The following is a 16,044-nucleotide window of genomic DNA, read 5'->3' as shown; positions in this document are numbered from 1 at the left end:
GCAGCATCTAGCCCCGATGGACCGTCGCTGCGGCACAGCGCCATTGTCGCCCTGCGGCGACCAATGCTACGTATGGTAGAACAACTTTTGATGGTATTTGAGTATCGGCCACTGCCTTTTCAGCAGGAGCATGGGATGAAGGACCGGCACGACACTGCCCCCTCGATTGCCGAGCTCATCGAGGGCGGCGACTGGGACCAGCGGCTCGCCGCGGCGCGGCTGCAGCGGCAGGCCGCGATCGCCGCGCGTGGCCAGTTGCAGCAGGCCGCCCCCCCGGCCCCCGTCCCGGCTCCCGAGCGGCCCGCGCCCGGCCCCCGCCTTGGCCCCGTCCCGGGCTGGCCGCAGGCGGCACCGGCCGCGCCGCCGACCCCTGCGCCGAGCCCACCGATGTTCCGCACCAAGCGGGCGACGCTGTCGCTGACCGCCACCTATCGCGACGGCAGGCTGTTCGGCATCGCGCCGCCCGGCGTGGCGCTTGGCCCCGCGCAGCGGATGGTCGAGGCGACGATCGAGCCCGCGCCGCCCGCGCGCCCGCTCGCGCCCCTCGACACCCCGTGCGACATCCCATCCGTCACCCCGTCCGGGCAGGCTGCCGAGGGCCTGCCGCCGCGTCCCTACGCCCGCCTCACGCTGCCCGAGCGCGGCGCGCGCCCGGTGCCGCTGCGGATCGCGCCCCGGCCGCAAGCGGAGGCCCGCGAGGACGCGGCCCCGGGCCGCCGGCCGGGCGCGGCACCGGCAGCGCCCGCCTACGGCTTTTCCCGCCGGCACGCCTCGCCGCGGCCCGACGGGATGGCAGAGGCCGGCGCCGGCTGGATTGGCCGGCCGCCGGGCCGCACCGCCACCGTCCTTGCCGAGGCCACGCCCCCGCTGACGCCCGCCGCCGCGCCGACCGGTGGCGCCGTGGTGACGCGCGGGTCCCGGCCGGGGCTGACGCTGATCGAGGATGCCCCCGCCGCGGTCGGTGACGCGGTTCGCGATACTGTCCCCGCCCCGCGCGCCGCGCCGCCCGAGCCGCTGCTGCTGTCGGGCGCGCTGGACCACGCGCCCGTCGTCGCCGCGCCCGGGGCAGAGGTGAAGCCGGGCGCGCAGCCCGCGACCGCCCGCAGGCGCCGCGACACTGCCGCGGTGGTGGCGATCGGCATCGCGGCGATGATCGGCGCCGCCGTCGGCAGCTTTGCCGCCGTCAACCTGATCATGTCCGCCACCAGCGAGATCCAGCAGGGCAGCGCCCCCGCCCCGGCCGGGCTGGCCGTGCCGCCGGGTGGCATGATCGCCGAGGCCGGACCCGAGGCCGACAGCGCCGATACCATCGACGCCGAAGCCGGCGCGGAGGCGCTCGCGCTCGCCCCCGCGGCGGATGGGGAGGAGGCGTTCGGCCAGCAAGAAGTCGTGGCGCAGGTGTTCCCGCGGGCCGGGACCCCGCCGCGCGACGACGCGGGCTTCCGGCTGGGCGAGAGCAGCGATGCGCTGGGCTTTGCGCCCCGGGTCGCCGGCCGGGCCGAGGTGCTGCCCGCCGACCTCACGCTGGCCGAGCTGGCCGCGCTGGGCTCGGCGCGCAAGATCGCGCTGTTGCAGCCGGTCGAGGGCGCCGCGTCGCAGCTGGCGCTGCCGGCCGTGGCCCTTGCGGGGCCGCCGACGCGCCCCGATCCCGAGAAGGTGCGCCAGCGCCGCATCGCCCGGGCCGAGGCCGCCCGCGCCGCCGCGCAGCGCCACCGCACGCAGGACCTCACGCTGGGCGAGGTGGTGCGCGCCGCGCTGCGGGTGCTGTCGCAGCCCGCGCGCTGAACCGGGCGACGCCCGGGCACGGCGCGTGGCCGGGTGCACGGGCCGGGTGCGGTTGACCGGGGACCGGCCGGGCTGCATCGGCGAGCGCGACCGCAGACTGTGGTCAAGCCCGCGGATCTGCGTTAGGAAGCCGCGATCCAAACCACGGGACCGTCACTGACCATGGCCGCCGAAGACCGCCCGCAGATCTACCTGATCACCCCGCCCGCCTTCGAGATCGACAGCTTCCCCGATCAGCTGGCCCGCGTGCTCGACGCGGTCGAGATCGCCTGCCTGCGCCTCGCGCTTGCCACGCGCGACGAGGACCGGCTGCTGCGCGCCGCCGATGCCTGCCGGCTGGTGGCGCATGACCGCGACGTGCCGATCGTCATCGACACCCATGTGAAATTCGTGGAGCGGCTGGGCCTTGACGGCGTGCACCTGCCCGATGGCGCGCGTTCGGTGCGGGCCGCGCGCAAGGAGCTGGGCGAGGATGCGATCGTCGGCGCCTTCTGCGGCGTGTCGCGTCACGACGGGATGACGGCGGGCGAGCTGGGCGCGGATTACGTCGCCTTCGGCCCGGCCGGCGCCACCGCGCTGGGGTCGGGCACCCGGGCCGAGGCGGAGCTGTTCGCCTGGTGGTCCGAGATGATCGAGGTGCCGGTGGTGGCCGAGGGCGCGCTTGACGCGGCGACGCTGGCCGCACTGGCGCCGATCACCGATTTCGTCGGCATCGGCGAGGAGATCTGGAGCGCCGAGGACCCGGTGGCGACGCTGAAGGCGCTCGAGGCCGCGCTCGGCTGAGCCCCGCCGCGGCGGGCGCGCGCCCCCGGCCTTGCCGCGGGACGCCTCCGCCTCTGGCCCGGCAAGCGCCCCGGTCGACCGGTTTCCTGATCGACTGGCTTCCCGATCGACCGGCCCCCGGTCGATTGCCTCCCGGCTCAAACCGTCAGTCGACCAGCATCCGCGCCTCGTCGGGGCACAGGCCGCGGCGGGCGGCGGGGTAGACGTCGGCGGCGGGACGGTCGGCCAGTTCCGGGAAGATCGACAGGATTTCGGTGCGTTGCGCCGAATCCATGCCCTCGGCCATCCAGTCGCCGGGCTGGAAGCTTTCGGACCAGACGCCGTCGGCCATCACCACCTGATGCTGTTCGAACAGCAGGTGCAGGTAGGTGACCGCGGCGACCGTGTCGGTGGCGACGCCGGGCAGCCCGGCGAGATCGCGCGCCGCGACCAGCACCTCGGTATCGCCGAAGAGGTCGAGCGCCCGGTCGCCGCCGCACAGCATCCGGTGGCGCGGGCTGACGACGACGTCGGTCTCGGGCAGGCCGCCGCCGAGGCTGCCGGCACCGATGCGGATCGGCGCGAGGCCCGGCGTCGTCGCCAGCCGGTCGGGCGCGATGAAGTTCTCGCCGATCCAGACCACCGGCTGCGGGCCGTTGTCGCGGGTGACGACGCGGTCGCCGGGGCGCAGGGCCTCGATCGGCATCGTGCCGCGCACGGTGGTGACCAGCGTGCCGGGGGTGAAGCAGGGCACCGGGCAGTCGGGCCGCCGCGCGCCGTAAAAGAGCGTGCAGGTCCCGGCCCGGTCAGACCCGTGGTCCCCGCCGTGATCCGCACTGTGGGCTGCGGCCTCGCGCGGGGGGGCCGCCCGGGCGGGCGCGGGGCGTTGCGGGCCGCCGTCATGGAACCGGGTGCGGCGCGACCAGCCAAGGCCGTCCCAGCACAGATCGCCGTCCCACCAGTGGCCGGCCAGGTATTTCAGGGTCATGATGCAAGATCCTTCGGGGGGGAGTCGCGGGGTCTGGCACGGGGATCGTCTGGCCCAAAGACTGGACCCGAACTGCCCATCTGCCAAGGAAAACAGTCTGTTTCCAGACTGTTGCACCACAATACCGGCCAAGTTCCGCCGGTGTTCCCGCCACGGGCCCCAAAGCCCGTCACCCGCAGGCATGACCCGGGGGCCCCGGCCCCGGTGTCCCGTCCCTGAGTGCCGCAGCCGGCGCCGGCGCTACTGCGGGCGCCGCCGCCCCATCGCGCCGCCGCGCCGCCCGGCGGCCGCCGTGGGCGCGGGCAGCCGGCCCTCGGCCAGAAGCGCGGTCATCGGATGCGTCGGGGCCAGCACGCCGTGGCGCGCCGCCAGCCGCCCCATCGCGGCCTCGGGCGCCACCCCCGCGGGCAGCGACAGCGCCCAGTCGAGGAAGATCGACCGGCATTCGGCGGCGCCGATGCCCTCGATCCGGTAACTCTCGCGGATCAGCCCCTTGGGATCATCCGGGTTCTCAGCCTGTGCCATGCTCCGCCCCCTCGTCCGCGCCGCCGTCAGCCGAGCCCTCAGCCGCGCCGTCACCCGTGCCCTGCCCGGCCCGCGCGGCATCGGCCGCAAGGCGGCGGTCGATGATCGCGGCCGCCTCGGCGGTGCGAGAAGACAGCCCCGCGTCGAGGTCTGCAAGATCCCGCGTGCCGGTCTCGCGCAGCAGCACCGCGCGGGCGCCCTCGCCGGCCTCGCCGGGCTCGATCCGCTCGCCCGCGACCAGCCGCGTCGCCGCGCGCATCCGCCACAGCAGCCGGCCGGCGGCGTTCAGCGCCGCCTCCTCGTCGGGCGCGATCAGCCCCGCCCGGCGCCCCGCACGCAGCTGCCCCGCAAGCGCGCGCGCCGGGTCGGCGGTGCGCAGCGCCAGCGACTGGGCGAACAGCTCGATGTCCTGCAGCCGCCCCGCGCCGGTCTTCACCCCGCCGCCATCCCTGGCCCCGTCGCGGCCGCGCGCGGCGAAGATGCGGTCGCGCATGGCCTGGGTATCGGCGGCGATGGCGGGATTGGCCGCCTTGGCCGCCAGCACCCGGCGCCGGATCGTCTCGATCGCCTCGGCCAGCGGCGGCGGCCCCGCCATCACCCGGGCCCGGGTCAGCGCCAGATGCTCCCAGGTCCAGGCCTCGGTCATCTGGTAGCTTTCGAAGGCCGCGATCGAGGTCGCGACCGGCCCCTGCCGCCCCGAGGGCCGCAGCCGCATGTCGACCTCGTAAAGCCGGCCCTCGGCCATCGAGGCCGACAGCGCCGTCACCAGCGCCTGCGTCAGCCGCGCGTAGTAGGCCCGCGCCGCCAGCGGGCGCTCGCCGGTCGAGGCCTCCTGCCCGGCCGCGTCGTAGATCACGATCAGGTCGAGGTCCGAGGCCGCGTTCAACCGGCCGATGCCAAGGCTGCCCATGCCGACGATCGCCGCGCCCCGGCCCGGCGGCGGCCCGTGGCGGCGCGCGATCTCGGCGGTGACGCGGGGCCAGAGCGCGTTCAGCACCGCTCCGGCAAGATCGGCATACTGCGCCCCCGCCTCGTCGGCGTCGATCAGGCCGCGCAGGTTGTGCACGCCGATGCGGAAATGCCATTCGCGCTGCCAGACCCGGGCGCGGTCCAGCGCCGCCTCGTAATCGGCCAGGCCCGAGATCTGCGCCGCCAGCTCCGAGGCCAGCGCGCCCTGCCCGGGCCAGGGCGCGAAGAAGCCGCCGCCGATCACCGCATCAAGCACGCGCGCGTTGCGCGAGAGATAGCGCGCGAGGCTGGGCGCGGTGGCGCAGATGTCGACGATCAGCTCGATCAGCGAGGGGTTGGCGCGGAACATCGAGAACAGCTGCACCCCGGCCGGCAGCCCGGCGAGGAAGCCGTCGAACTGGCGCAGCGCATCCGTCGGATCGGCCGCCCGCCCCAGCCGCCCCAGCAGCTCGGGCTCGAGCGCGCGGAAGATCTGGCGCGCGCGCTCGGAGCGCAGCGCCGGATAGCTTGGCCAGCGCCGCGTCACCTCGGCCGCGCCCTCGGGCACCGGGCCCGCGGGCGCCGGGGCGCAGGGCGTGGCCTCGGGGTCGAAGAACGGCTCGGTCAGGCTCTCGACCTCGCGCAGGCGCCCGAGGATGGCCTCGCGCCAGCGCGCGGTATCGGCCTCGCCCGACAGGCGCGCCAGCTTATCGAAGGCGTCGGGCGCGGTGGGCAGGCTGTGGGTCTGGGCGTCGTTCACCATCTGCAGCCGGTGCTCGGTCTCGCGGTGGGCGCGGTAATGCGCGGCCAGCCGCGTCGCCACGTCCTGCGGGATCCAGCCGCGCGCGGCCAGCGCCGCCAGCCCGCCAAGCGTCGTGCGGTCGCGCAGGCCGGGGTCGCGGCCGCCCGCGATCAGCTGCCGGGTCTGGGTGAAGAACTCGATCTCGCGGATGCCGCCGCGGCCAAGCTTCATGTCGTGCCCATCGAGCACGATCGGCCCGCCCAGACCCTTGTGATCGCGGATCTTCAGCCGCAGGTCGTGCACGTCGCGGATCGCCGCGAAATCGAGGTGCCGGCGCCAGACGAAGGGGGTCAGCCGCGCGAGGTAGCGCGCCCCGGCGGCAAGGTCGCCCGCGCAGGGCCGCGCCTTGATGTGGGCCGCGCGTTCCCAGCTGCGGCCCTCGGCCTCGTAATACTGCTCGGCCGCGCCGGTGGCGATGACCACGGGCGTGACCGAGGCGTCGGGGCGCAGCCTCAGGTCGGTGCGGAAGACGTAGCCGCCCGCGGTGACGTCCGACAGCCAGCCCGTCAGCCTGCGCACCACCCGGATGAAGGCCGCCCGCGCCTCGGGGCGGTCGGCGGGATCGAAGCGGTCGTCGTCGTAGAGGAAGATCAAGTCGATGTCCGAGGAATAGTTCAGCTCTCCCGCGCCCATCTTGCCCATCGCCAGCGCGAAGAGACCGGCGGGATCGCCCTCGTCCCCGCGGGCGATGCCGGGGATCTTGCCGCGCCGGATCTCGGCCGCGACCAGCGCCCGCAGCCCGACATCGACGGCGCGGTCGGCCAGCGCGGTCAGCGCGCCGGTCACCCGCTCCAGCGGCCAGACCCCGCCGAGATCGGCCAGCGCCGCCACCAGCGCCACCCGGCGCTTGGCCTGCCGCAGCGCCTCGGGCAGCCGCTCGGCCGGCTCGCCCCCCAGCGCGCCGAGGCAGTCCGACAGCGCCTGCTCGGGGCTGCCGTCGAGCGCTTCGGCCAGCCAGCCGGCCTCGCGTCCGACCAGCCCCGCGAGATAGGGCGAGGAGCCGGCCGCGCCGGCGACGAGGTCCCCCAGCGCGGGGGTCAGCCCCGGCAGCGCCGCGCGCGCCTCGGCGCCGCGGGCGGGGTCGAAGGCGAGGGGCAGCCGCGCGAGGCGCGAGGAGAAGTCGAAGCCGGACATGGCCCGAGACTATCCGCCCCCCCGGCACCGTCAATCGCCAGCCGCGCGCCGCGCGATCACCGCCCGGGCGCCCACCCCCTCCCCGGGCGGCGCTGCGGGCGGGTCGCGCCCGACGGCGGCCGCCGCGGCCGCGGGGTGGGCCTTGCGCGCGGGTGCCTTGCACACGGGTGCCTTGCGCGGGGGCCTTGCGCGGGGGGGCCGGATCGGAAAGTCTCGCGCCGGATCAGGCCGCGTCGCGGCGGGCCGACACGGGAGAGACGGGATGAGCAAGAGCCTGAAGCGGGTCTCGGCGGCGCTGGAGGCGGCCGGGGTCGCGGTCGAGATCGTCGAGTTCGACGAGAGCACGCGCACCGCGCAGCAGGCCGCCGAGGCCGCGGGCTGCGAGATCGACCAGATCGCGAAGTCGATCATCTTCCGCGGCGAGACGACGGGCAGGGTGATCCTGTTCGTCACCGCCGGCGGCAACCGCGTCGACCCCGCCCGCGCCGCCGCCATCGCCGGCGAGCCGCTGGGCAAGGCCGACGCCGCCGAGATCCGCGCCGCGACCGGCTTTGCCATCGGCGGCGTGGCGCCGCTCGGCCACCTGACGCCCTGCCCAAGCTTCCTCGACCCGCGGCTGATGGAGTTCGCGCAGGTCTGGGCCGCCGCCGGCACCCCGCGCCACATCTTCGCCATCGCCCCCGAGGCGCTGCGCGCAGCCTCTGGCGCCACGGTCGCGGCCTTCACCGCCTGATCCTCGCGCCGCGGCGGACGGCATGTGAACTATTTTCACATAGCCTCTTGATCGGGGCTCCGGGCTGGCCATATCGATCCATGTGAACAGGCTTCACATGAAGAGAAACGACCACCCCAACCCGGAGGACCCGAATGACCCTTTCCACCGTCGACCGGTACGGCGCCGCCGCCAGCGGCCCGCTTCACTGGTTCCGGCGAGCGGAGGCCTGGCTCGACGATCGCGGCAAGCCCGCATGGATCGCGGCCATGGTCCTTGGCTTCGTCTTCTGCTGGCCCGTCGGGCTGGCACTTCTTGCCTACATGATCTGGAGCAGACGCATGTTCAGCTGTGCCCGCCGCCGCGAGGGCGGCCAATCCCGCGCCTTCTCGGCAACGCGGTTCCGCTCGTCCGGCAACACCGCCTTCGACGCCTACAAGGCCGACACGCTCGACCGGCTCGAGCGCGAGCAGGAGGCGTTCGAGGGCTTCCTGCGCCGCCTGCGCGAGAGCAAGGACAAGGCCGAGTTCGACCAGTACATGGAAGAACGCGCCCGCACCGCACGCGACGAGGCGTCGCGCGACGACACGCTGCCGGCCACCGGCGCCTGATCCGACGCCGCCCGGGCCGCCCCGCGCGGCCCGGGGGCTGGCGTCCCGCCCGCGCGCCCCCCGCCACCCGTGCCGACGCCAGCCGGCACGGGTGGCGGCCGCACGAGATCAAGCCTTGCGGGGGCCAGCCTTTCGGAGCCGGTTCAGGTCCAGTTCAGGGCCCGCGCTTCGGGGCCAGCCGGCCAGAGGCCAGCCCGGCCCCGCCGCCGGCACGCGCCCCGGGGACCGGGGCGCCCCGTCGCCCCTGCCCGCCGTCGCCGCTTCCCGTCGCCCCTTCCCCCCGTGTCCGGAGACACCATATTGTCCAGCATGAACACCCAAGGCTTCCGCGACCGCACCGATCCGATGACCGACCAGTTCTGGGGCCTGCCCGACCCGGGGGCCGAGCCCGAATTCTATGCCAGCGTGCCGGCGAAGCGGCTGTTCGCCTGGATCGTCGACGTCGTCCTGATCGGGCTGCTGACGCTGGTGGCGATCCCGTTCACCGCCTTCACGGCGCTGTTCTTCCTGCCGCTGCTGTTCCTGTGCCTGGGCTTCCTCTATCGCTGGATCACCATCGCCAACCGCTCGGCGACCTGGGGCATGCGGCTGATGGGGATCGAGCTGCGCGACCGCGCCGGCCAGCGCTTCGACACCGGCATGGCGCTGATCCACACGCTGGCCTACTCGGTCACCGTGGCCTTCGTGATTCCCCAGATCCTGTCGGCGGTGATGATGGCGACCACCGCCCGTGGCCAGGGCCTGCACGACATCGTGCTGGGCACCACCGCGATCAACCGCCCCGGCTGAGGCCACCACCCGCCGCCCGGCCGCGCCCGCCGCGCCGGGCCCGCGCCCCCGGGCGGCCCGCAGGCACCCAGAAAGATCAGCGCCTTGCGCGGCGGTCCTGCCACGCGGGGCGCGGCCCCGCCGCCGCGGGCGCCACCCGGGCACCACCGGCAAGCCATCCGGGCGCCACCGGCGCGCCACGAGAAATCCGCTTGGCGGATCTGTGACGGCTTGGTAACGTGCCGCCATCCCGGCCAATTCCTCCCCGCAACCCACCGTTCCGCCGCGAACCGCAGAGCAGTCATGCGCCACACGCTTCCGATCGCGCCGCAGTTCTACGTCACCGCCCCGCAGCCCTGTCCCTATCTGGACGGCCGCGCCGAGCGGAAGCTGTTCACGGCGCTGCAGGGCGACGGGGCGGCGCGGCTGAACGATTCGCTGTCCAAGCAGGGGTTCCGGCGGTCGCAGAATGTGCTCTACCGGCCGTCCTGCGCCGATTGCGCGGCCTGCCTCTCGGCCCGGATCCGGGTCGCGGATTTCGAACCCTCGAAGACCCAGAAGCGGATCGCGCGCAAGAACGCCGACCTGCGGCGCGAGGCCACGAGCCCCTGGGCGACCGAGGACCAGTACGCGCTGTTCCGCCGCTATCTCGACCATCGCCACGCCGATGGCGGCATGGCCGACATGGACATCTTCGAATTCGCCGCGATGATCGAGGAGACGCCGGTCAAGACCCGCGTCATCGAATACAGCGCCCCCCCGCCCGAGGGCGAGCGCCGCCGCCGGCTGACCGCCGTCTGCCTGACCGACGTGCTCGATGACGGGCTGTCGATGGTCTACAGCTTCTACGATCCCGAACGGATCAAGGGCTCGCTCGGCACCTACGTGATCCTCGACCATGTCGAGCTGGCGCGGCAGGTGGGCCTGCCCTACGTCTACCTCGGCTACTGGGTGCCGGGCAGCCGCAAGATGGGCTACAAGTCGAACTTCTCGGCGCTCGAGATCTACAAGGGCGGCGAGTGGCAGCCGATCGGCGACCCGGCCGCGCACAGCGCCGAAACGCACCCGCTGTCGGTCGACCCGATCGCCGAGCAGGTCGCCCGCATCGCCCTGCCCGAGACCCGGCCCGTCAAGGGCTGAGCGCGGGCCCCCAGGGCGCCGCCGCCCGGGCGGTGGCGGGCGGGTTCCGGGCGGCGCTCCTTCCAGCCGCTGCACACCCTCCCGCGCGCCCGGCCCCGCTGCCGAACCCGGCCGGCCCACCACCGGCCATCCCACCACCGGCCATCCCACGCGCGCGCGGGCCCGAACTTCGGGGCGGCGCGGACTTCCGGGGGGGCCATGGTTGAAAACCGGCACCGCGCACCCGACATCCGAAGCGGAAATGAAATCTGCTCAGGGTGATACGTGACCTACCTCCTTCTTGTCGCAGGCCTCGTCGGGCTGTTCTTCGGTGGCGAGTTCCTGGTGAAGGGGGCGGTGGGCATCGCCCGGCGCTTCGGCCTGTCGCCGCTGGTGATCGGCCTGACAGTGGTCGGCTTCGGCACCTCGTCGCCAGAGCTGCTGGTCTCGTTGCAGGCGGCGTTCGCCGGCAGCCCGGCGATCGCGCTGGGCAATGTCGTCGGCTCGAACATCGCCAACGTTCTGCTGATCCTGGGGCTGACCGCCGCCATCGCCCCGGTGGGGCTGGCCTTCGGGCGGCTCAGGCGCGACCTTGCCGTCATGGTCGGGGCGACGGTCGCGCTGTGGCTCGCGATCCTTGGCGGGACGCTGGCCCGCCCCGAGGCCGCGGCGCTCGCGGTCGCGCTCGTGATCTACCTCTGGGTCGCGATCCGCGGCACCGGGGCGCCGGAGACCGCCGGCGGCGAGGTCGGCGGCGACACTGGCACCGGGGCCGGCGAGACGCCGACCGAGGGCCCCGCCCCCGCGCTCGGCCGCTCGGTGCTGGTCACACTTGCGGGCTTCGTCGTGCTGCTGGTCTCGGCCCGGCTCCTCGTGACCTCGGCCACCACCATCGCCCGCGACCTCGGCTTCTCCGAGGCGGTGATCGGCCTGACCGTGGTCGCGGTCGGCACCTCGCTGCCCGAACTCGCCACCTCGGTCGTGGCCGCGATGCGCCGGCAGGGCGACATCGCCGTCGGCAACGTGCTCGGCTCGAACATCTTCAACATCCTGTGCATCCTCGGCATCACCGGGATGATCGCGCCGATGCAGGCCGATGCCCGCTTCGCCACGCTCGACCTGCCGATCGCGCTTGGCGTCGCGCTGCTGGTGGTGGCGGCAAGCCTTGCGCTCGGGCGGCTCGGGCGGCTGGCGGGCCTGGGCTTCCTTGGCGGCTATGCGGCCTATGTCGTCAGCATGGCCACGGCGTGATTGCGCAAGGCGACCCCGGGGCGAAACAAATGCAAAGATTTGCGACGCCCGGGGACAGAAACATCGCATTTCCGCCCTTGACGCCCCCCGCGCCCGTTCATAATGTCCGCGCCACTGGCAATAGGGGCTGACGGCGATGTCCGGCATTCTTGTACTTCGGGGACGATGGCGCATGGGCCGGTGACGGCAGACCATAACGGTTCCCCATGCGCCCCCGTCCGACGGGGGTTTTTTATTGCCTTACACGGAAGTGCCCTACACGGAGGCTGGCGCGGGGCCAGGACAGGCCCGGCGCACCAGAGGAGAGACGGATCATGCAACGGCAGATGACCGGCGCGAAGATGGTGGTTCAGGCGCTGAAGGACCAGGGGGTCGAGGTGGTCTTCGGCTATCCGGGCGGCGCCGTGCTGCCGATCTATGACGAGATCTTCCAGCAAAACGACATCCGCCACATCCTGGTGCGGCACGAGCAGGGCGCGGTGCACATGGCCGAGGGCTATGCCCGCTCGACCGGCAAGCCGGGCGTGGTGCTGGTCACCTCGGGCCCCGGCGCGACCAATGCGGTCACCGGCCTGACCGACGCGCTGCTGGATTCGATCCCGCTCGTGGTCCTGTCGGGCCAGGCGCCCACCTTCATGATCGGCACCGACGCCTTCCAGGAGGCCGACACCGTCGGCATCACCCGGCCCTGCACCAAGCACAACTGGCTGGTGACCGAGCCCGACAAGCTGGCCGAGACGATCCACAACGGCTTCCATGTCGCCACCTCGGGCCGCCCGGGCCCGGTGCTGATCGACATTCCCAAGGACGTCCAGTTCGCGACCGGCACCTATTGCGACCCGCGCCAGATCCGGCCCTCGCCCTACCAGCCGAAGGTCAAGGGCGACATCGAGGCGATCACGCGCCTGGTCGAGCTGATCGAGCAGGCCGAGCGCCCGGTGTTCTACACCGGCGGCGGCGTCATCAACTCGGGCCCCGCGGCCAGCCAGCTGCTGCGCGAGCTGGTCGGCGCCACCGGCTTCCCGATCACCTCGACGCTGATGGGCCTTGGCGCCTATCCGGCATCGGGCAAGAACTGGCTGGGGATGTTGGGGATGCACGGCCTCTACGAGGCCAACCTCGCCATGCACGGCTGCGACCTGATGATCAACGTCGGCGCGCGGTTCGACGACCGCATCACCGGCCGCACCGCCGATTTCAGCCCGAAATCGGTGAAGGCCCATATCGACATCGATCCCTCGTCGATCAACAAGATCATCCGGGTCGAGCTGCCGATCGTCGGCGATGTCGGCCACGTGCTCGAGGACGTGCTGAAGGTCTGGAAGGCGCGCGGGCGCAAGGTCAACGCGGCCGGGCTGGAGAAGTGGTGGGCGCAGATCGCCCAGTGGCGCGCGCGCAACTGCCTTGCCTACAAGCCTGACGCCAAGGTGATCAAGCCGCAGTACGCGCTCGAGCGGCTCGAGGCGCTGACCAAGGGCCGCGACCGCTACATCACCACCGAGGTCGGCCAGCACCAGATGTGGGCGGCGCAGTTCCTGGGCTTCGAGGATCCGAACCGCTGGATGACCAGCGGCGGCCTCGGCACCATGGGCTATGGCCTGCCGGCCTCGATCGGGGTGCAGATCGCGCATCCGGACGCGCTGGTGATCAACGTCGCGGGGGAGGCGTCGTGGCTGATGAACATGCAGGAGATGGGCACCGCCGTGCAGTTCCGCGCGCCGGTGAAGCAGTTCATCCTCAACAACGAGCGCCTCGGCATGGTGCGCCAGTGGCAGGACCTGCTGCACGGCGGCCGCTTCTCGCATTCCTGGTCGGAAAGCCTGCCCGATTTCGTGAAGCTGGCCGAGGCCTTCGGCTGCAAGGGCATCCGCTGCGACGACCCGGCCGATCTCGACGACGCGATCCTCGCGATGCTGGACTACGACGGGCCGGTGATCTTCGACTGCCTGGTCGAGAAGCACGAGAACTGCCTGCCGATGATTCCGTCGGGCAAGCCGCACAACGAGATGATCCTGGGCGAGGTCACCGAGAGCGACGCGATCTCGGGCAAGGGTGCGGCGCTGGTCTGACAGCGCGAGTGGCGAGCGCCGGGGGCTGTCTGCCCCCGGACCCCCGAGGATATTTGGACAAAGTCGAAGACCATGAATGCGCTGAACATCAAGAAGGGCTCGTCGAGCCATTCGGCCTATGACCTGAAATCGCCGCATGGCGACGTGGTGGAAAGCCACACGCTGGCGGTGATCGTCGACAACGAGGCGGGCGTGCTCGCGCGGGTGATCGGCCTGTTCTCGGGGCGGGGCTACAATATCGAGAGCCTCACCGTGGCCGAGATCGACCACAAGGGGCACCGCTCGCGCATCACCGTGGTGACGCGCGGCACGCCCGGCGTGATCGAGCAGATCAAGGCCCAGCTCGGCCGGCTGGTGCCGGTGCACGAGGTGCACGACCTGACGGTCGAGGGCCCCTCGGTCGAGCGGGAGCTGGCGCTGTTCAAGGTGGCGGGCGCGGGCGACAAGCGCATCGAGGCGCTGCGGCTGGCCGAGATCTTCCGCGCCAATGTCGTCGATTCGACGCTGGAGAGCTTCGTCTTCGAGATCACCGGCGCACCCGAGAAGATCGACGCCTTCGCCGAGCTGATGCGGCCGCTGGGCCTGACCGACGTCGCCCGCACCGGCGTCGCGGCGCTGTCGCGCGGTCTCTGACGGCGGGTTCCCGCCGGTTTCGGCCGCCCGCGCGGGCGGCATCCTGCAGCGCAGCGAAACCGGCGAACCAAATCGCTACTCTCGCGTTGGCGGGGTGAGCCTGTGACGGCACAGTCCCCGAGAACCGGCCAGGATCCGGTGCGGATCGGAAACGATCCCGCCGGTCAGCGGCCTGCCACCCGCGAAAGGACCGACCGAATGACCCAAGCCGCATCCGCGCCGCAGGGCGCTGGCCGCGCCGCAGGGGCGCTGTTCCTCGCGCTTGCGATCGCCCTGCCGGGCACCGCCGCGCTTGCCCGGCCGCAGATCGTGCCGCGCGAGCCGCAGATCGTGCTGCGCCCCTCGCCCGAGGCGTTGCGCAGCATGCCGCTGCGCGACAGTGCCGGACAGCCGCTGGGCGAGGTCAGCGATCTCGTGCGCGACGACGCGGCCGAGGACGGGGTGAGCCACGTGCTGGTCGCGCTCGGCGGGTTCATGGGCATGGGCAGCCACACCGTGGCGATCCCGGTGTCCGAACTGCGGATCCGGCCCGATGCGCAGTCGGGCGCCGAGGTGCTGGTCGCGCCCTGGACGCTTGAGCAGCTGATGGCGGTGCCGGCCTACAACCCGGCGGATCCGGCGACGCTGGGCCTTGTCGGGGCCGAGGCGGCGGGCAACGACGTCGGCATGACCGGCACGGCGCAGCCGCCGCTGGAGGCGACCGAGGCCCCCGCGGCGACGCCCGCCGCGGCCCCGGCCGAGCCGCCGCCGGTGATCGGCGCCGCGCAGGGGTGAGTGCAGGGCTGAGTGTCGGGCTGAGTGTCGGGGGCGAGCGCCGGCCTGGGCGGTGGCGCCGCGGCAGGCTTGGCTGACCCTCCGCTCTGGCCCGCTGTGGCCGGGCGGGAACGATCACGCGCTCCGAGCGTTGCCCCTGCAGATTGCCGCCACCCAGCCGGCCATCGCCGGTCGAGGGAGGCGGGAGAGGGAGGAGATCCGATGTCCGCACCCCGCACCAACATCGAGGCGCAGAAGCGCCGCCACGTCGCGCCGCTGGTCGGCATGCTGGCCGTGGTGGTCTTCGCGGTCGGCCTGATCCTGTGGTGGCTGACCGACGAGAGCGCAGAGGCCCCCGGACCGACCGACGATGCCACCGCCGTCGAGCCGACGGCCGCCGCCCCGGGAACGCCCGACCCGACCACCACCGTCGATCCGGCCCCGAGCGATCCCGCCGTCGGCCAGCAGCAGCCTCCGGGCGGGTCGAACTGATGGCCACGACCCGTCCTGAAAACGCCACGACCGAGGCGCGGCTGGCGCGGATCGAGGGCATGCAGCTTGCGCAGCGCCGCCTTCTGGTGCGGCTGTGCGCGGGCTCGCCGATCCGGCCGGAAATCGAGGCCTGGCTTGCCGACCGCTCGGCCTTCCAGGGCGGCGACGAGGATCCGGGCCTGCTGCCCAGCCCCGAATTCGCGCTGCAGGCGGCCATGGCCGAGGAATTCCGCCGCCTCGCCGCGGCGCTGGCCGACCTGCCGGCGCCGGGCCGACCCGTCACCGCGGATTGACGTCGGGCGCTACCACGGGCGCGGGCGGTCCTTGGCGCGCGGCCCTCAGCCGCGCGCGCAGATCTCTGTGCCGAGCAGGAAGCGCCGCCCCCGCCCGCCGTCGAGGCTGAAGCCGCCGGCCCGCCCCGGCACCGCATCGAGATGCGGGCGCGCGTCCCGCCACAGCGGCGCGAGCCCGGCCGACACCCAGACCCCCGCCCCCGCGACCTGCCCCAGGCACTGGTCGCCGGGCCCCAGCGCGAAGTCCGCCACCGCAAAGCACATCGCCGCGGTGCCGTCGCAGCAGCCGCCCGACAGGTGGAACAGCACCTCGCCCGCCTCGGCGCGGATCTCCTCCAGCAGCGCCAGCGCCGCCGGGGTCGCCTTGATCGGTTGCATCGCCGCCTCCTGCCCGGTTTC

General features: G+C 73.4%; 16 protein-coding genes. 12 read left to right on the top strand and 4 right to left on the bottom strand.

Features of this window, described 5'->3' with window-relative positions:
- Positions 1-135: 135 nt before the first annotated feature.
- A complete protein-coding gene (locus V8J39_RS02065; protein ID WP_336459205.1) occupies positions 136-1,785 on the top strand; it encodes a hypothetical protein in 1,650 nt (549 codons plus the stop codon).
- Between the two features lie 162 nt (positions 1,786-1,947).
- Complete coding sequence (locus V8J39_RS02060) at positions 1,948-2,568, top strand: thiamine phosphate synthase (protein WP_336459204.1); 621 nt, start codon at positions 1,948-1,950, stop codon at positions 2,566-2,568.
- Between the two features lie 145 nt (positions 2,569-2,713).
- On the opposite strand, the gene V8J39_RS02055 is transcribed toward V8J39_RS02060, so the two are convergent.
- From V8J39_RS02055 to V8J39_RS02045, 3 genes are all read right to left on the bottom strand, one after another.
- Positions 2,714-3,535: a Hint domain-containing protein gene (locus V8J39_RS02055; RefSeq protein ID WP_336459203.1), complete on the bottom strand. Its 822-nt coding sequence runs from the start codon at positions 3,533-3,535 to the stop codon at positions 2,714-2,716.
- 240 nt (positions 3,536-3,775) lie between these two features.
- Entirely contained in the window at positions 3,776-4,060 is a 285-nt protein-coding gene (locus tag V8J39_RS02050; protein ID WP_336459202.1) for a hypothetical protein, read from the bottom strand.
- A complete protein-coding gene (locus tag V8J39_RS02045) occupies positions 4,047-6,944 on the bottom strand; it encodes a glutamine-synthetase adenylyltransferase (RefSeq protein ID WP_336459201.1) in 2,898 nt (965 codons plus the stop codon). The genes V8J39_RS02050 and V8J39_RS02045 overlap by 14 nt, the downstream gene beginning before the upstream one ends.
- A 262-nt stretch (positions 6,945-7,206) precedes the next feature.
- Between V8J39_RS02045 and V8J39_RS02040 the strand changes: the two genes are divergently transcribed.
- The 10 genes from V8J39_RS02040 to V8J39_RS01995 all read left to right on the top strand — a co-directional run bounded on the left by V8J39_RS02040 (position 7,207) and on the right by V8J39_RS01995 (position 15,645).
- On the top strand, positions 7,207-7,677 hold the full coding sequence (locus V8J39_RS02040) for a YbaK/EbsC family protein (protein ID WP_336459200.1): 471 nt from the start codon (positions 7,207-7,209) through the stop codon (positions 7,675-7,677).
- 134 nt (positions 7,678-7,811) lie between these two features.
- Positions 7,812-8,267: a DUF2852 domain-containing protein gene (locus tag V8J39_RS02035; protein WP_336459199.1), complete on the top strand. Its 456-nt coding sequence runs from the start codon at positions 7,812-7,814 to the stop codon at positions 8,265-8,267.
- Positions 8,268-8,576: 309 nt separating this feature from the next.
- Positions 8,577-9,056, top strand: a complete 480-nt coding sequence (locus V8J39_RS02030; protein ID WP_336460172.1) for an RDD family protein — start codon at positions 8,577-8,579, stop codon at positions 9,054-9,056.
- 282 nt (positions 9,057-9,338) lie between these two features.
- Positions 9,339-10,175: an arginyltransferase gene (locus tag V8J39_RS02025; protein WP_336459198.1), complete on the top strand. Its 837-nt coding sequence runs from the start codon at positions 9,339-9,341 to the stop codon at positions 10,173-10,175.
- Between the two features lie 264 nt (positions 10,176-10,439).
- Positions 10,440-11,405, top strand: coding sequence for a calcium/sodium antiporter (locus V8J39_RS02020; RefSeq protein WP_336459197.1), 966 nt, complete (start codon positions 10,440-10,442; stop codon positions 11,403-11,405).
- Between the two features lie 314 nt (positions 11,406-11,719).
- Positions 11,720-13,474 carry an acetolactate synthase 3 large subunit gene (locus V8J39_RS02015; RefSeq protein WP_336459196.1) on the top strand — a complete coding sequence of 585 codons (1,755 nt, stop codon included), beginning with the start codon at positions 11,720-11,722 and terminating at the stop codon, positions 13,472-13,474.
- A 72-nt stretch (positions 13,475-13,546) separates the two neighbouring features.
- Entirely contained in the window at positions 13,547-14,107 is a 561-nt protein-coding gene (gene ilvN / locus V8J39_RS02010) for an acetolactate synthase small subunit (protein ID WP_336459195.1), read from the top strand.
- 198 nt (positions 14,108-14,305) lie between these two features.
- Positions 14,306-14,881 carry a PRC-barrel domain-containing protein gene (locus tag V8J39_RS02005; protein WP_336459194.1) on the top strand — a complete coding sequence of 192 codons (576 nt, stop codon included), beginning with the start codon at positions 14,306-14,308 and terminating at the stop codon, positions 14,879-14,881.
- Positions 14,882-15,082: 201 nt separating this feature from the next.
- On the top strand, positions 15,083-15,352 hold the full coding sequence (locus tag V8J39_RS02000) for a hypothetical protein (RefSeq protein WP_336459193.1): 270 nt from the start codon (positions 15,083-15,085) through the stop codon (positions 15,350-15,352).
- Positions 15,352-15,645 carry a hypothetical protein gene (locus V8J39_RS01995; RefSeq protein WP_336459192.1) on the top strand — a complete coding sequence of 98 codons (294 nt, stop codon included), beginning with the start codon at positions 15,352-15,354 and terminating at the stop codon, positions 15,643-15,645. The genes V8J39_RS02000 and V8J39_RS01995 overlap by 1 nt, the downstream gene beginning before the upstream one ends.
- A gap of 45 nt (positions 15,646-15,690) precedes the next feature.
- Here the strand turns inward: V8J39_RS01995 and V8J39_RS01990 are convergent, their stop codons facing one another.
- Positions 15,691-16,023 carry a DUF779 domain-containing protein gene (locus V8J39_RS01990; protein ID WP_336459191.1) on the bottom strand — a complete coding sequence of 111 codons (333 nt, stop codon included), beginning with the start codon at positions 16,021-16,023 and terminating at the stop codon, positions 15,691-15,693.
- Between the last annotated feature and the right edge of the window lie 21 nt (positions 16,024-16,044).

The organism is Frigidibacter sp. MR17.24 (assembly GCF_037095655.1).
In the GTDB taxonomy this organism is placed as follows: Bacteria; Pseudomonadota; Alphaproteobacteria; order Rhodobacterales; family Rhodobacteraceae; genus Frigidibacter.
This window is presented reverse-complemented; position numbering and strand designations above follow the sequence as displayed.